12 protein-coding genes are annotated in these 13,622 nt (G+C 41.1%); 7 read left to right on the top strand and 5 right to left on the bottom strand.

Going from position 1 to position 13,622, the window contains the following annotated elements; translation table 11 throughout:
- Nucleotides 1-2: 2 nt before the first annotated feature.
- Complete coding sequence (locus tag EL341_RS12395) at nt 3-1,193, bottom strand: efflux RND transporter periplasmic adaptor subunit (RefSeq protein WP_126467877.1); 1,191 nt, start codon at nt 1,191-1,193, stop codon at nt 3-5.
- A gap of 211 nt (nt 1,194-1,404) precedes the next feature.
- Here EL341_RS12395 and EL341_RS12390 point away from each other — a divergent pair, with 211 nt between their 5' ends.
- Nucleotides 1,405-2,082, top strand: coding sequence for a response regulator transcription factor (locus tag EL341_RS12390; RefSeq protein ID WP_047781616.1), 678 nt, complete (start codon nt 1,405-1,407; stop codon nt 2,080-2,082).
- A 7-nt stretch (nt 2,083-2,089) separates the two neighbouring features.
- On the top strand, nt 2,090-3,436 hold the full coding sequence (locus EL341_RS12385) for an ATP-binding protein (protein ID WP_047781615.1): 1,347 nt from the start codon (nt 2,090-2,092) through the stop codon (nt 3,434-3,436).
- 64 nt (nt 3,437-3,500) lie between these two features.
- On the opposite strand, the gene crr is transcribed toward EL341_RS12385, so the two are convergent.
- The 4 genes from crr to cysK all read right to left on the bottom strand — a co-directional run bounded on the left by crr (nt 3,501) and on the right by cysK (nt 7,729).
- Complete coding sequence (gene crr, locus EL341_RS12380; protein ID WP_047782723.1) at nt 3,501-4,010, bottom strand: PTS glucose transporter subunit IIA; 510 nt, start codon at nt 4,008-4,010, stop codon at nt 3,501-3,503.
- Between the two features lie 204 nt (nt 4,011-4,214).
- Nucleotides 4,215-5,942, bottom strand: a complete 1,728-nt coding sequence (gene ptsI / locus EL341_RS12375; protein ID WP_074823267.1) for a phosphoenolpyruvate-protein phosphotransferase PtsI — start codon at nt 5,940-5,942, stop codon at nt 4,215-4,217.
- 45 nt (nt 5,943-5,987) lie between these two features.
- Nucleotides 5,988-6,245 (bottom strand): phosphocarrier protein Hpr, encoded by a 258-nt coding sequence (gene ptsH, locus EL341_RS12370; RefSeq protein ID WP_047781613.1) that lies wholly within the window; start codon nt 6,243-6,245, stop codon nt 5,988-5,990.
- A 515-nt stretch (nt 6,246-6,760) separates the two neighbouring features.
- Nucleotides 6,761-7,729 (bottom strand): cysteine synthase A, encoded by a 969-nt coding sequence (gene cysK / locus EL341_RS12365; protein WP_074823264.1) that lies wholly within the window; start codon nt 7,727-7,729, stop codon nt 6,761-6,763.
- A 583-nt stretch (nt 7,730-8,312) separates the two neighbouring features.
- On the opposite strand from cysK, the gene EL341_RS12360 reads away from it, so the two are divergent.
- The 5 genes from EL341_RS12360 to rfbH are packed head-to-tail and all read left to right on the top strand — an operon-like array spanning nt 8,313 to nt 13,621.
- Nucleotides 8,313-9,404 (top strand): LPS O-antigen chain length determinant protein WzzB, encoded by a 1,092-nt coding sequence (locus EL341_RS12360; protein WP_074823259.1) that lies wholly within the window; start codon nt 8,313-8,315, stop codon nt 9,402-9,404.
- Between the two features lie 26 nt (nt 9,405-9,430).
- The gene (locus EL341_RS12355) at nt 9,431-10,414 is read left to right on the top strand and encodes a CDP-6-deoxy-delta-3,4-glucoseen reductase (protein ID WP_074823256.1); all 984 of its coding nucleotides are present in this window, start codon (nt 9,431-9,433) and stop codon (nt 10,412-10,414) included.
- A 20-nt stretch (nt 10,415-10,434) separates the two neighbouring features.
- Nucleotides 10,435-11,208 carry a glucose-1-phosphate cytidylyltransferase gene (gene rfbF, locus EL341_RS12350; RefSeq protein WP_074823253.1) on the top strand — a complete coding sequence of 258 codons (774 nt, stop codon included), beginning with the start codon at nt 10,435-10,437 and terminating at the stop codon, nt 11,206-11,208.
- 6 nt (nt 11,209-11,214) lie between these two features.
- Nucleotides 11,215-12,294 carry a CDP-glucose 4,6-dehydratase gene (rfbG, locus tag EL341_RS12345; RefSeq protein ID WP_074823251.1) on the top strand — a complete coding sequence of 360 codons (1,080 nt, stop codon included), beginning with the start codon at nt 11,215-11,217 and terminating at the stop codon, nt 12,292-12,294.
- A 13-nt stretch (nt 12,295-12,307) separates the two neighbouring features.
- On the top strand, nt 12,308-13,621 hold the full coding sequence (gene rfbH, locus EL341_RS12340) for a lipopolysaccharide biosynthesis protein RfbH (RefSeq protein WP_074823247.1): 1,314 nt from the start codon (nt 12,308-12,310) through the stop codon (nt 13,619-13,621).
- Nucleotide 13,622: the final 1 nt, after the last annotated feature.

Genomic DNA, 13,622 nt, shown 5'->3' with positions numbered 1-13,622 from the left:
GATTACATCCCAATCTGCATATGTTTGGATTGAGCTGAATCTCCCCAGCTACCTTCGCTAATAATGACGTTTTCACCTTCATTCAGGCCGGAGATAATCTGTACATCGACATTGTTGTTAATACCAGTTTTAACTTTTTTCTGTAAGATTTTTCCTGACGTATCGACCACTTGTATCGTCGCGTTGCCATCATGGTCTACCTGATTTAGCGCAGTGGCAGGGATGACGATGGCATCCTTCGCTTGATCCAGAATAATATACACTTGCGCGGTCATAGAAATACGTAGCTTGCCATCAGGATTCTCTACGTCAAACAGCCCATTATAATAGATAGCGTTGGTGGTGGTATTAGATGAACTGGATGTTGAACTATCGCTGGTATTAATGGAGTCGGGAGCTGGCTCTATTGCTCGTAGTTTGGCGTTATAGCGCTTACCAGACTCACCAAGGATCGTGAAATAGACCGGCATACCCACTTTAACTTTTGGCACATCTGCTTCAGAAATTTGTGCCTTGATGGTCATCGTATCCAATTGGGCTACTTTCAGGATGGTGGGGGCGCTTTGTACGGCGTTAACAGTCTGCCCTTCCTCTACGGGGATGGCCACAACCACACCATCAATGGGAGAACTGATTTTGGCATAGCCCAGATTCAGTTTTGCGGTATCCATGGCAATTTGCGCTTGAACAATCTGTGCGTCGAGTGACTCTATTTCTGCTTTCGTCGCATCCAGTTGAGCTTTAGCGCTATCATAATCGGCCTGCGCGCCGACGCCCTTAGCCAGAATTTGACGCTGGCGTTCGAAGGATTGCTGATTGTTTTTTAGGGTAGCCAACTGAGCCTGACGACGTGCCAGTACGCTTTTTAAACCGGCCTCGGCATTTTGCAGTTCATTTTTTTGCGGTAGATCATCGATCTCTGCCAGAGCCTGGCCCTTGCTGACCTTATCTCCCAGCTCAACGAACAACGCTTTAATTTGGCCGGAGACTTGGGCACCGACATTGACTTGTTTGAGGGCTTTTATTGAACCGTCAGCCAGAACGGTTCGTTCTATGTTGGCCTTGGTGGCAGGAACAGTGATGTAATTGGGTTTCACTGTTTCAGTGAAAAAGTATGCTTTTATCAACCAACCGACGAGAAGAATACCCGCTAACAACAGTATATATCGTAGTTTAAATGTTGGTAGTTGCATAAATTTGAGTAACCTTAAAAATTGAACAGCAGAAAAAGAGACGGTAAGTTGATGAGTCTATTCTTTAATATGTTGTCATGTACAACGAGTTTACTCGTAATGGCGTAAACTGCGTATCAAGAAAATGTAAGGTTTCAGTAAAACTGGCTGCATATTGCAATTGAAGGCGTAAAAATAGGTAATATAAAGCGAATAATAATCGGGAGACAATATGCGAATTCTTTTGGTCGATGATGATGTTGAACTTGGCAATATGCTGCAAGAGTACCTACAGGCTGAAGGATTCTCAGCAAGCGTGGTTTTAACCGGCCAGGCCGGCATTGATGGCGCGATGTCAGGTGAATATGCCGCGATGATCTTGGATATTATGCTGCCGGATATGAGCGGTATTGATGTATTGAATAAAGTGCGTAAAAAGAGCCGTATACCGATTATTATGTTGACCGCGAAAGGGGATAATATCGATCGGGTCATCGGGCTAGAAATGGGCGCGGATGATTATGTACCAAAACCGTGTTATCCACGAGAGCTGGTCGCTCGCTTACGTGCTGTGTTAAGGCGTTTTGAAGAGCATATTGAACCTCAGGATGACTCGATTATTCATTTAGGCCATTTACGATTGGATTCTTTACAGCGTACAAGTGAATGGCAAGGTGAACTCTTTGAATTAACGGCGTCTGAATTCAATCTGTTGATGCTATTGATGAAAGGAAAAGATCGGGTGGTTTCCAAGGATGAATTGTCAGAAACCGGGCTAGGGCGTCCTCGAGAAGCTTATGACCGCAGCGTTGATGTACATATTAGTAATATTCGTCAGAAGCTGAGTTTGATTGCCGGTGATGCCTTGTCTATTGAAACCGTGCGCAGTATTGGCTATCGCATTAGGTAACAAGATTATGCGCCGAAGTCTTTTTTGGAAAATTCTGATTGGTTTCTGGATCACCTTTATTGTGATCACTCAGGCCGTTTGGCTGGTGTTCTATTATTATGCCAGTCAAAAAGAACCCTTCGAGAATCGTATTGCTAACCGTATCGTTTCGCTGCAGTTTACTGCGGCGGTGTCGGTTTTAGAGGCGGAAGGGATCGATGGTTTAAATCGAATGACTGATGGATGGCCAGTAAACGATCAGCGTCATATCGCAGTAATCTATCTGAAAATCCCCCTTACCGAGCGTACAGAACGTACTTCATTAATCCCATTAACGGATGACGTAAAGGTGGAACACGTCAGGGGAGGGGATGGGAAAAACTACCTGCTAAAATATGATGTAGAAGCGCTGCGCAAAGAGTATCGACCAAAGCGATCCAGCAGAATACCTTTTTTCAATTTACCTAACCCTTTGTTAATCTTGGGAGGAATCGGTGGCTTTCTGTTTAGCGCAATATTGGCATGGCACTTAACCAAACCCATGCGCCAGTTGCGTTCTGGTTTTGATCGCGTAGCCCAAGGGGATCTTGAAGTTCGTCTCTATCCGATTATGAGCCAACGTCGGGATGAACTCAGTGATATGGCCCGTGATTTTGACTCCATGGTTGAACGATTGAAACTGTTAGTGGGTGCCAGAGAAGCCTTGTTACATGATGTCTCGCATGAGCTGCGTACACCGTTGGCTCGCCTACAGTTGGCGATTGGCTTAGCTCGTCAAAATCCGCAGAATGTGGAAAATTCTTTGCAGCGCATTGAACATGAATCAGTACGGCTGGATAAGATGATTGGTGAGCTGTTAACGCTTTCGCGTACTGATGCGACTGGCATATCCGATGAGGAATACTTTGACCTGTACGGTTTATTAGAAGCGGTTGTTAGCGATGTGAACTATGAGGCTCAAATTCCTGGGGTTAAAATTATCCTACAGGCGGAAAGCGATATTCAGGAAGACGCTACGGTGAAAGGTAATTCGGAACTGATGCGCCGAGCGGTTGAAAATATTGTACGCAATGCATTACGCTTCTCCAGTAAAGGTCAAACCATATGGGTTGAACTCACCAAAGCAGAAAATGATTTGGTTATTCAGGTGAGGGACCAAGGACCTGGGGTTGATGAGGATAAATTATCCAGTATTTTTGACCCTTTTGTACGTGTGAAATCGGCTTCAGCAGGAAAAGGTTATGGTCTGGGGCTGGCGATTGCACGTAAAGTGGTTAAAGCGCACGGTGGTGGCATTGAAGCGAAAAATATTAGCCCGCACGGTTTGGAAATTAGTATTCATTTGCCGTCTTGGCAAAGTAGTGCCGTGATATAAAGTGGGTTAATCAGATTATAAAAATGGCGCCTTTTGGCGCCATTTTTATTGAATGAGGGTAATCTTATTTTTTAATACGGATAACCGGTGTTTCTCCCACAACAACGGTGCCGCTGAGTTTAGTCAGCTCTTTAATTTCATCCATATTAGAAATAACTACAGGCGTCAGAGTGGATTTAGCTTTTTCTTCCAGCAAGGCCAGATCAAATTCAATGACTAAATCGCCTTTCTTTACGTGTTGGCCTTCTTCAGCAATACGCTTAAAGCCCTCGCCTTTCAGTTCAACAGTATCAATACCAAAGTGAACAAACAGTTCAATACCACTATCAGATTCGATAGAGAAGGCATGGTTAGTTTCAAAAATTTTACCAATTGTGCCATCTACCGGAGCGACCATTTTGTTGCCAGTAGGTTTGATTGCAATACCATCACCTACAATTTTTTCAGCAAATACAACGTCTGGAACGTCTTCAATATTGACTATTTCACCGGACAGCGGAGCAACAATTTCTATGCTGCCAGCGTCTTTCTTATCATCAGAAACAAGTTGTTTCAGCTTATCGAACAGACCCATGGTTTTCTCCTCAGCAATAATATTTTTAATCGGCATTGCCTTATACCAATCCATCGTTATCGCTATTCTACATGTTTTTGGGGTCTGAGTAGTACTCAAAACCTTATCTACCTATTGGTAGCCTCAGATTATTGTGTACTATCCAGACCCAAATGAACCGTAACAATAAGCGTTATCGGGATCGGCTCTTCTTATAAAGATGACTTAGCAGAGCGTTTTTTCTTTGATGAATTTGTCAACAATCGCTAAAACATCCTTCGCCGTTGGCTGTGCTAACGCATTTTCTGCCAGCGTTTTCACATCAGAGAAATTCGCGTTACGAATAATTTTCTTGATGCGAGGGATTGAGATTGCACTCATACTAAATTCATCCAGACCCATGCCAAGTAGCAACAGCGTTGCTCTCTCATCACCGGCTAATTCACCACACATACCAGTCCATTTTCCTTCTTTATGCGAGGCATCAATAACCTGCTTAATCAGGGTTAATACGGACGGCGATAGTGGATTATAGAGATGAGAAATCAGCTCATTGCCGCGATCTACTGCTAGAGTATACTGGGTTAAATCATTTGTCCCAATACTAAAGAAATCGACTTCTTTTGCCAGATGATGAGCAATTGTGGCTGCGGCAGGTGTTTCTACCATCACACCCACTTCAATCGCTTCATCAAAAGCAATATCTTCTTTTCTTAGCTGTTCTTTCAACATTTCCAACTCAGCTTTCAGTAGGCGAACTTCTTCTACTGAAATAATCATTGGGAACATAATGCGTAATTTACCAAAAGCGGAAGCGCGCAATACGGCACGTAGCTGAGCATGAAGAATTTCTTTGCGATCTAAACAGATACGAATTGCTCGCCAGCCGAGGAATGGGTTTTCTTCTTTTGGCAGGTTCATATAAGGCAGATCTTTGTCACCGCCGATATCCATGGTGCGTAAAATAACGGCTTGATCACCCATAGAATCAACAACGGCTTTATAGGCCTGAAACTGCTCTTCCTCAGTAGGGAAAGCGTCGCGATCCATAAACAGGAATTCAGTACGGTAAAGTCCGACACCTTCAGCGCCATTGCGTTCTGCACCGGGAACATCGCGTACGGTACCGATGTTAGCGCACACTTCAACCTGATGGCCATCTAAGGTAATCGCCGGTAAATCTTTCAGCTTAGCTAATTCATTTTTATCGCTAAGATATTGCGCTTGGGCAACTTTTAACTGTTCAATCTTTTCTGTCGGTGGATTAACGTAAACTTTGTTATTTACACAGTCCAGAATCAGATAATCCCCATTATTAACCTGCTTAGTAACGTCATTGGTACCCACAATGGCAGGGATTTCTAATGAACGTGCCATAATTGAGGTATGGGAAGTACGTCCGCCTAAATCGGTAATAAAACCAAGGACTTTATCCAGATTTAATTGGGCGGTTTCTGAAGGGGTGAGATCGGTTGCCACCAGGATAACTTCATCCTGAATAGCGCCGAGATCGACAATGCTTAAACCAAGAATATTCTTCAGCAGGCGCTTACCAATATCACGGATATCAGTAGCGCGCTCTTTTAAATATTCGTCTTCAAGGCTTTCGAGCTCAATGGCCTGAGCTTCAAATACGCCATAAGCGGCAGCATCAGCGCTTTCTAATTTCGTTTTAATCCGGCTTTCGACTTCCTGCTCGAGGTCTTCGTCCTCCAACAGCATGATATGGCCTTCAAATATGGCCGCCTTTTCTTCGCCGAACGTCTCACTCGCTTTAGCCATAATGGCGTTGAGTTGTTCACTGGACTTATCGCGACCAGCTTTGAAACGGGCAATTTCCTGCTCGATATTATCGCTGGAAATTTTTTTGTTATTAACGACGATAGGGTCGTCTTTTAATATCAAAGCCTTACCAAATGCGATGCCGGGAGATACTAAGATACCTGAAATCATAAGCCTACCTTAATTTAAAACGGGTGTTGAAATGCAATACAAGGCTTATTCAAGTTCTGCCATTAATTTGACCAGATGCTCAACGGCTTGTTGCTCATCTTCACCTTCGGCAGAAATGGTCACGACAGTTCCTTGAGTCAAACCTAAAGTTTGCAGTTTGAACAGGCTTTTTGCACTGGAGCTCTTACCGTTGGAAGTGACAGTAATGTCAGAAGTAAATGCTTTTGCTTCTTTAACAAACTGCGCTGCAGGACGAGTGTGAAGGCCATTTGGTGCGGTTACTGTGACATCTTGCTGAAACATAGTGATCCTCAACTTAGTTGAATTAATGCTTTTGGCGTTAACCGTTAAGTTTAGCCTAAATTTTATTAACATAGCGCTGGCGTTGAAGCAAAAAGAGCCATGTTAATGTGGAATGCGCGGGACAGCCGGTATTGGTAAGAATGTGCGCTCAGCAGCGTTCATTCTTCGCTCCGAACTATGATTACATCACTTACGCTATTATATATGACCCCTTTTGGCAAGAAGCGAAAGAGGGAATGAAGTGATTTAATTCGCGCATCAAAAAAAGTATTAGCTTGATACTAGCAGTTGGTAAATAAAGCAAATTTTTTTGATGAAAATCGAGAGGTAGAACACAAAATTTGGGTGAAAATGTGCTTATTCAATCTTCGTAGCGATGCCTATCTTTGTATGGACTCTGAGGATCGAAATTTTGTTGAGTGGGGAGAGGTGGATAAGTGAGAGCAAAGTAAAAAGCTGCGTAGAATTTCGCAGCTTTTATCTCTTTCATCAAAGTTAGTTAAGTGAGGACTAACTTACTGTTGCAGTTCTTTTTCAGTAAATAGATCGGCAAACAGTGGGGTACTCAAATAACGCTCTCCTGATGAAGGCAGAATCACGACGATATTCTTATCCGCAAACTCAGGTAACTCAATAAGTTTCAGCGCGGCGGCAACGGCGGCGCCAGAAGAAATTCCAGCCAAAATGCCTTCTTCTTCCATTAAACGGCGAGCGGTTGAAATCGCCTCTTCATTGGTGATTTTCTCAACTCTATCAATCAGACTTAAATCCAGATTACCAGGAATAAAGCCAGCGCCGATGCCTTGAATTTTATGTGGGCCTGGTTTTAATTCTTCGCCAGCCAATGCCTGGCTGATAACCGGAGAATCCGTAGGCTCTACCGCGACAGAAATAATTTTTTTGCCTTTGGTGTTTTTGATATAGCGGCTTACACCCGTTAGGGTGCCTCCGGTACCGACACCGGCAATAAATACATCGATTTCACCGTCAGTATCTTGCCAAATTTCAGGACCGGTTGTTTTTTCATGAATTTCTGGGTTAGCTGGATTATTAAATTGCTGAAGCAGTAAATTACGCTGAGGGTCAGCAGCCACAATTTCTTCTGCTTTGGCAATCGCACCTTTCATGCCTTTGGCCGCTTCGGTCAATACCAAATTAGCACCCAGCGCTTTTAGCAGTTTACGTCGTTCCAGACTCATTGATTCTGGCATAGTGAGCGTTAACTTATATCCTCGAGCCGCAGCGACGAAGGCCAGAGCAATGCCGGTGTTTCCGCTGGTTGGTTCAACTATCTGAACCCCTTTTTTTAATACCCCACGTTTTTCAGCATCCCAAATCATATTGGCGCCAATTCGGCATTTTACACTAAAGCTGGGATTACGTGACTCAACCTTCGCTAAAATTTTGCCATTACCAATACGGTTTAAGCGAACTAATGGTGTATGACCAATAGTTTGAGAATTGTCTTCATAAATCTTCGTCATGGCCTATCCTTTAATATTATTTATGAATTATTTAGGGAACCTGTGTACAGCATAGCGCCAAAATCACAGGAGTGAAGGAAGGAATAGATATATCGATATGTAATTAAGGAATATGTTTTTATTATCTTAATTGAGATTAGCGATAACTCACTATACTAAGAGGTGCTTGTAAATGCGCTTGCGTTTTGATTTAGAGAGATTGTTGATTTTACTGATTAAATTCTAAAAATCCGAATCAAAACCGTACGTGATAATAATTATTCTTTATTAAAATCAAATGGTTATTTTTATTTTTTGGTTCGATTTGTGTTGCACTTTACTTGCGATTGAGGGCTAAGTGAGTATAATCAATCGGTTCACATACCGTACTTAACACGCGTTGCTTAACGGATAAGCAGATTTTTTGTCTGCCGGCATAAGAAAAAACGTTAAAATCTATGCCTAAAGTGAACCTACGCAAACTATGCAAATATCATTTGTGCCTTTGGGAGCTGTAACCCAAGGGCGGTAGCTTACTTCAAAAATAGAAACTTCGGTTTTCTTTCAAATAATACTCTTTAATTTCAATTAATTGGAAATGTCGATGAGCGATAAAGAACAACCTCAATCTCAGCCACAACCTATGCTGGCGGGTTATTATCCTATGTATCCCACGCCTAAAAAGGATGAGATTGATCTGTTTGAGCTGATTGCTCAGTTATGGCGGAAAAAGTGGTGGATCGTGGGCTGTATGGTAGCGGGTACTTTGATAGGGGGTATTTATGCCTTTACTGCAAAAGAGCAGTGGACGGCGACTGCGGTGGTGGATGTGCCGGGTTTTGATGCCACAAGTAATTATTATCAAGGTGTTCGGTTGATTGAAGGCAATACAGAAAAATCTTCCACACCGGAAGATGTTTCTGAAAAGCTATTCAAGCAATTTATTAGTCAGGCGGGTTCCTATAACGAATTAAGTAAGTTCATTAGTCAGAGCGATTATTTTAAAGCCTTAGCTGAAAATAAGAATGAGTCTGAAACGGCTAAATTACTTGGTGATGTTATTGATAAAGTCAGCTTTATCAAAGAGAAAGATAGCAATATTTATACCGTCAGTTTCCCTGCTAGTACTGCTCTGCAAGCAAAGCTACTGCTGGAAAGTTATATGCAGAAAGTCAATAGTAATGTTAGTCAGATGCAATACGAACAATTAGCATCTCAAATTGAAGGTAGAAAAAACAATATTAAAAATCAGATGGATGCTTTGAAGAAAATTGCTGAAGAAAAACGTTTGGAAGAGATTAGTCAGATCGTCAGGGCATTGGTGATAGCTGAAAAATCGGGTATTCAAAAACCTCAGATCAGCGGTTTAACCAAATTAGATGGAACTAACTTATTTTTATTAGGTAAAGAAGCACTTAGTGCGATGTCTGACGGTATTTCAGCCCAGCCATTAGTATTTGATAAAAATTATTATGATCTCCAGTTTCAGTATATTAATTTAGATAAATTTAAAGTTGATGGGAATACTGCCCAAGCGTTTAGTTATTTGAAAAATCCTATGGCGCCAATTATTAAGGATAAGCCAAAGATAGCGATAATATTAGTATTAGGTGCTTTATTAGGTGTAATTGTTGGAGCTGCTATTGTTCTGGCTAATAATACCTTAATTAATTATCGAAGAAACGAAAATAATTAATAGTATTTAGATGAGTATTGTTAAATATGTCAATTAAAATTGAACTGCAGCCATCAGGTATTATTTTTGATGCAAGTGAAGATCTATCTATTCTTGATTCTGCCTTAGAAAAAAATATTAACATAGAATACAGTTGTAAAGATGGCAGCTGTGGTACATGTAAAGCACGCTTGCTTCAAGGCAGTGTTAATAGCGTAAATAGTTCAACATTATCCGCAGATGAAGTCGCTGATGGCTATATTCTGACTTGTTGTGCCAAGCCGAAAAGTGATGTGGTTATTCAGGCTGAATACTACCCGCAATTGAGTAATATTGTAAAAAAAAGTTTTCCATGTAAAGTTCATTCATTACAGTTTCGGTGTGATGAAATAGCCATTGTTCATTTACGTATACCACCTACTATTAAATTTGATTATTTACCTGGGCAATATATCGATCTTAGTTTGAATGGAGTGAGAAGAAGTTATTCAATTGCAAATATGAAAGGTGAAACTATTGAGCTTCATATTCGTAAAGTTGAAGATGGTATTTTTAGTGGTTTTATTTTTAATGAATTAAAAGAGAATGCTCTTCTACGAGCGGAAGGGCCACTAGGAACATTTTTTATTCGTGATGATGATAGGCCAATTATATTTTTAGCTGGTGGTACAGGATTTGCCCCGGTAAAAGCGATGGTTGAAGAGCTGCTAAGTAAAAATGATTCCCGATGTATATATATTTACTGGGGCATGGCTAGCCAGCAATATTTTTACTCGGATGTAGCTGAAGACTGGAGTAAACAATATAGTCATATTGAATATATTCCGGTTGTTTCTGATATAGATGATGAATGGAATGGTCGAACAGGTTTTGTACATCAAGCCGTTTTAGCTGATTTTGCAAATTTGTCGGCGTTTAATGTTTACGCTTGTGGTAGTCCCATTATGATTGAAGCTGCCCGCAAAGACTTTGTGAAGAGTGGCTTGCCAGAGAAACAATTCTTTTCTGATGCCTTTGTGCAATCGAATTAATAATGATAACGGAGTAATATGTGAAAGCAGTAATTCTTGCCGGAGGTTTAGGCACCAGACTAAGTGAAGAAACCGTTGTTAAACCAAAACCAATGGTGGATATTGGTGGTATGCCTATTTTATGGCATATCATGAAGATGTATTCATCCCATGGCATTAATGACTTCATTATTTGCTGTGGCTATAAGGGCTATGTCATTAAAGAATATTTCGCAAATTATTTTTTACATATGTCTGATGTCACATTTTGTATGCGTGAAAATGAGATGAAAGTGCACCATAAACGCGTTGAACCGTGGAATGTTACTTTAGTTGATACTGGAGAACATTCTATGACTGGTGGGCGTTTAAAGCGTGTTTCTGAATATCTTAAAAATGAAGATGCTTTTTGTTTTACTTATGGTGATGGAGTTGGAGATATGGATATTAGCCAATCTATTGAATTTCATCGTAATCATGGCAAGCTAGCGACATTAACTGCAACTTATCCTCCTGGTCGTTTTGGCGCATTGGATATACAAAATAAACAAGTATGTTCTTTCCAAGAAAAACCAAAAGGTGATGGAGCCATGATTAATGGCGGTTTTTTTGTCTTATCACCAAAGGTTATTGAATTAATTTCGGATGATAAATCTATTTGGGAACAGGAACCGTTAATGACCCTTGCAGAAAAGGGGGAGTTAATGGCTTATGAGCATACCGGTTTTTGGCAACCAATGGATACCTTAAGAGATAAAGTACATTTACAGGAACTCTGGGATAGTGGTAAGGCTCCGTGGAAAGTGTGGGAGTGATTATCAATGATTGAACAGACATTTTGGCAAGGTAAACGTGTTTTTGTTACCGGGCATACAGGGTTCAAAGGGAGTTGGATGAGTCTTTGGCTTCAAAACATGGGAGCTACTGTCTGTGGTTATTCGCTCCCAGCTCCGACTACTCCAAGTTTGTTTGAGTGTGCTAGTGTAGCATCTCATATGATCTCTATTGAAGGAGACATTCGTGATTATAAAGCGCTACATAAAGCGATAAACGAATTTAAGCCAGAGATTATTTTTCATATGGCCGCGCAGCCTTTGGTCCGTTTGTCTTATGATGAGCCCGTAGATACTTATTCGACCAATGTAATGGGTACGGTACATTTACTTGAGGTAGTTAGACATATCGAAGGGATCAAGGCTGTTGTCAATATTACCAGCGATAAATGTTATGAGAATAAAGAGTGGCTATGGGGATATCGAGAGAATGAACCCATGGGAGGGTATGATCCTTATTCAAATAGCAAAGGTTGTGCAGAGTTAGTTACCTCAGCTTACCGTGATTCATATTTTAATCCTGCCCAATATCAGCAGCATGGTATCGGATTGGCAACGGTTAGGGCTGGTAACGTTATTGGTGGTGGTGATTGGGCTGCGGACCGTTTGGTTCCTGATATCTTGAAAGCTTTTGAAAAATCAGAAGCAGTAACCGTACGCAACCCAAACGCAATACGCCCTTGGCAGCATGTTTTAGAGCCATTATCAGGCTATTTGCTTTTAGCTCAATATCTTTATTCTAATGGTGCTGAATACTCAGAGGGCTGGAATTTTGGTCCGAATGACTCGGATGCTACTACAGTTGGTGAAATTGTTGAGCAGATGGTTAATTTATGGGGTGAAAATGCGCGATGGATACTGGATGGTCAAAATCATCCCCATGAGGCGCACTATTTAAAGCTGGATTGTTCTAAAGCTAAAATGCGTTTGAATTGGTCCCCACGTTGGGATTTAGAAGAAGCATTAACTCGTATTGTGGCCTGGCACAAAACATGGCTAAACACCGCGGATATGTTTGATTATTGTATCCGTGAAATTAATGATTATATGAATACAAGTAAAAATTAGGATTGGAGAGAAAATGAATCAAGAAATGTTACGTCAACAAATTGCTGAGTTGGTTGCACAGTACGCTGAAACAGCAATGGCACCAAAGCAATTTGAAGCCGGCAAAAGCGTTGTCCCTCCATCTGGTAAAGTTATTGGTACTAAAGAATTACAGCTGATGGTTGAGGCGTCATTGGATGGGTGGTTAACCACAGGCCGCTTTAATGATGCTTTTGAAAAAAAATTGGGTGAGTATTTAGGGGTTCCTTATGTATTAACAACCACATCTGGTTCTTCAGCTAACTTGCTAGCATTAACCGCATTAACTTCACCCAAACTGGGTGAAAGAGCGCTTAAAGTTGGGGATGAAGTGATTACCGTTGCAGCAGGTTTCCCTACAACGGTTAACCCAACAATTCAAAATGGTTTAATACCGGTATTTATTGACGTTGATATTCCTACCTATAATGTTAATGCTGCTTTAATTGAATCAGCGGTTACTGATAAGACTAAAGCTATTATGATTGCCCATACTCTAGGCAATTTATTTGATCTATCTGAAGTTCGCCGTGTAGCAGATAAATATAATTTATGGTTGATTGAAGACTGCTGCGATGCCTTAGGCTCTAAATATAATGGCCAAATGGCAGGTACTTTCGGTGATATTGCAACAGTTAGCTTCTATCCAGCACACCACATCACCATGGGTGAAGGTGGGGCGGTTTTCACAAAGTCTCATGAGTTGAAAAAGATTATTGAGTCGTTCCGTGACTGGGGACGTGACTGCTATTGTGCTCCTGGCTGCGATAATACCTGTGGTAAACGTTTTAGCCAACAATTTGGATCTTTACCTGCTGGTTATGACCATAAATATACCTATTCTCATTTAGGCTATAATCTCAAGATTACAGATATGCAGGCTGCATGTGGTTTAGCTCAATTGGAGCGTGTTGAGGAGTTCGTTGAGGCTCGTAAAGCTAACTTTAAATATTTAAAAGCCGGTTTGGCATCTTGCGAACAATTCCTTGAACTGCCTGAAGCTACAGAAAATTCGGAGCCGTCTTGGTTTGGTTTTCCTATTACTCTGAAAGAAGATAGTGGAGTGAGTCGCGTAGAGTTAGTTAAGTTTCTAGACGAGGCAAAAATAGGTACTCGTCTCCTTTTTGCGGGTAACTTAACGCGTCAACCGTATTTTGAGAAGGTAAATTATAGAGTGGTTGGCGAATTAACCAATACTGACAGAATTATGAATCAAACATTCTGGATTGGTATTTATCCGGGATTAACTCATGACCATTTAGATTATGTTATTTCTAAATTTGAAGAGTTTTTTGGTTTGAATTTTTAAT

It is taken from the genome of Pragia fontium, assembly GCF_900638655.1.
Classification (GTDB): domain Bacteria; phylum Pseudomonadota; class Gammaproteobacteria; order Enterobacterales; family Enterobacteriaceae; genus Pragia; species Pragia fontium.
The sequence above is the reverse complement of the archived record's forward strand: the minus strand, read 5'-3'. Positions and strand labels throughout refer to the sequence as shown.

Excerpts from the sequence above, each read along its gene's own strand:
- EL341_RS12395 (WP_126467877.1), bottom strand. The coding sequence starts at position 1,193 with ATGCAACTACCAACATTTAAACTACGATATATACTGTTGTTAGCGGGT.
- EL341_RS12390 (WP_047781616.1), top strand. The coding sequence starts at position 1,405 with ATGCGAATTCTTTTGGTCGATGATGATGTTGAACTTGGCAATATGCTG.
- EL341_RS12385 (WP_047781615.1), top strand. The coding sequence starts at position 2,090 with ATGCGCCGAAGTCTTTTTTGGAAAATTCTGATTGGTTTCTGGATCACC.
- crr (WP_047782723.1), bottom strand. The coding sequence starts at position 4,010 with ATGGGTCTGTTCGATAAGCTGAAACAACTTGTTTCTGATGATAAGAAA.
- ptsI (WP_074823267.1), bottom strand. The coding sequence starts at position 5,942 with ATGATTTCAGGTATCTTAGTATCTCCCGGCATCGCATTTGGTAAGGCT.
- ptsH (WP_047781613.1), bottom strand. The coding sequence starts at position 6,245 with ATGTTTCAGCAAGATGTCACAGTAACCGCACCAAATGGCCTTCACACT.
- cysK (WP_074823264.1), bottom strand. The coding sequence starts at position 7,729 with ATGACGAAGATTTATGAAGACAATTCTCAAACTATTGGTCATACACCA.
- EL341_RS12360 (WP_074823259.1), top strand. The coding sequence starts at position 8,313 with ATGAGCGATAAAGAACAACCTCAATCTCAGCCACAACCTATGCTGGCG.
- EL341_RS12355 (WP_074823256.1), top strand. The coding sequence starts at position 9,431 with ATGTCAATTAAAATTGAACTGCAGCCATCAGGTATTATTTTTGATGCA.
- rfbG (WP_074823251.1), top strand. The coding sequence starts at position 11,215 with ATGATTGAACAGACATTTTGGCAAGGTAAACGTGTTTTTGTTACCGGG.
- rfbH (WP_074823247.1), top strand. The coding sequence starts at position 12,308 with ATGAATCAAGAAATGTTACGTCAACAAATTGCTGAGTTGGTTGCACAG.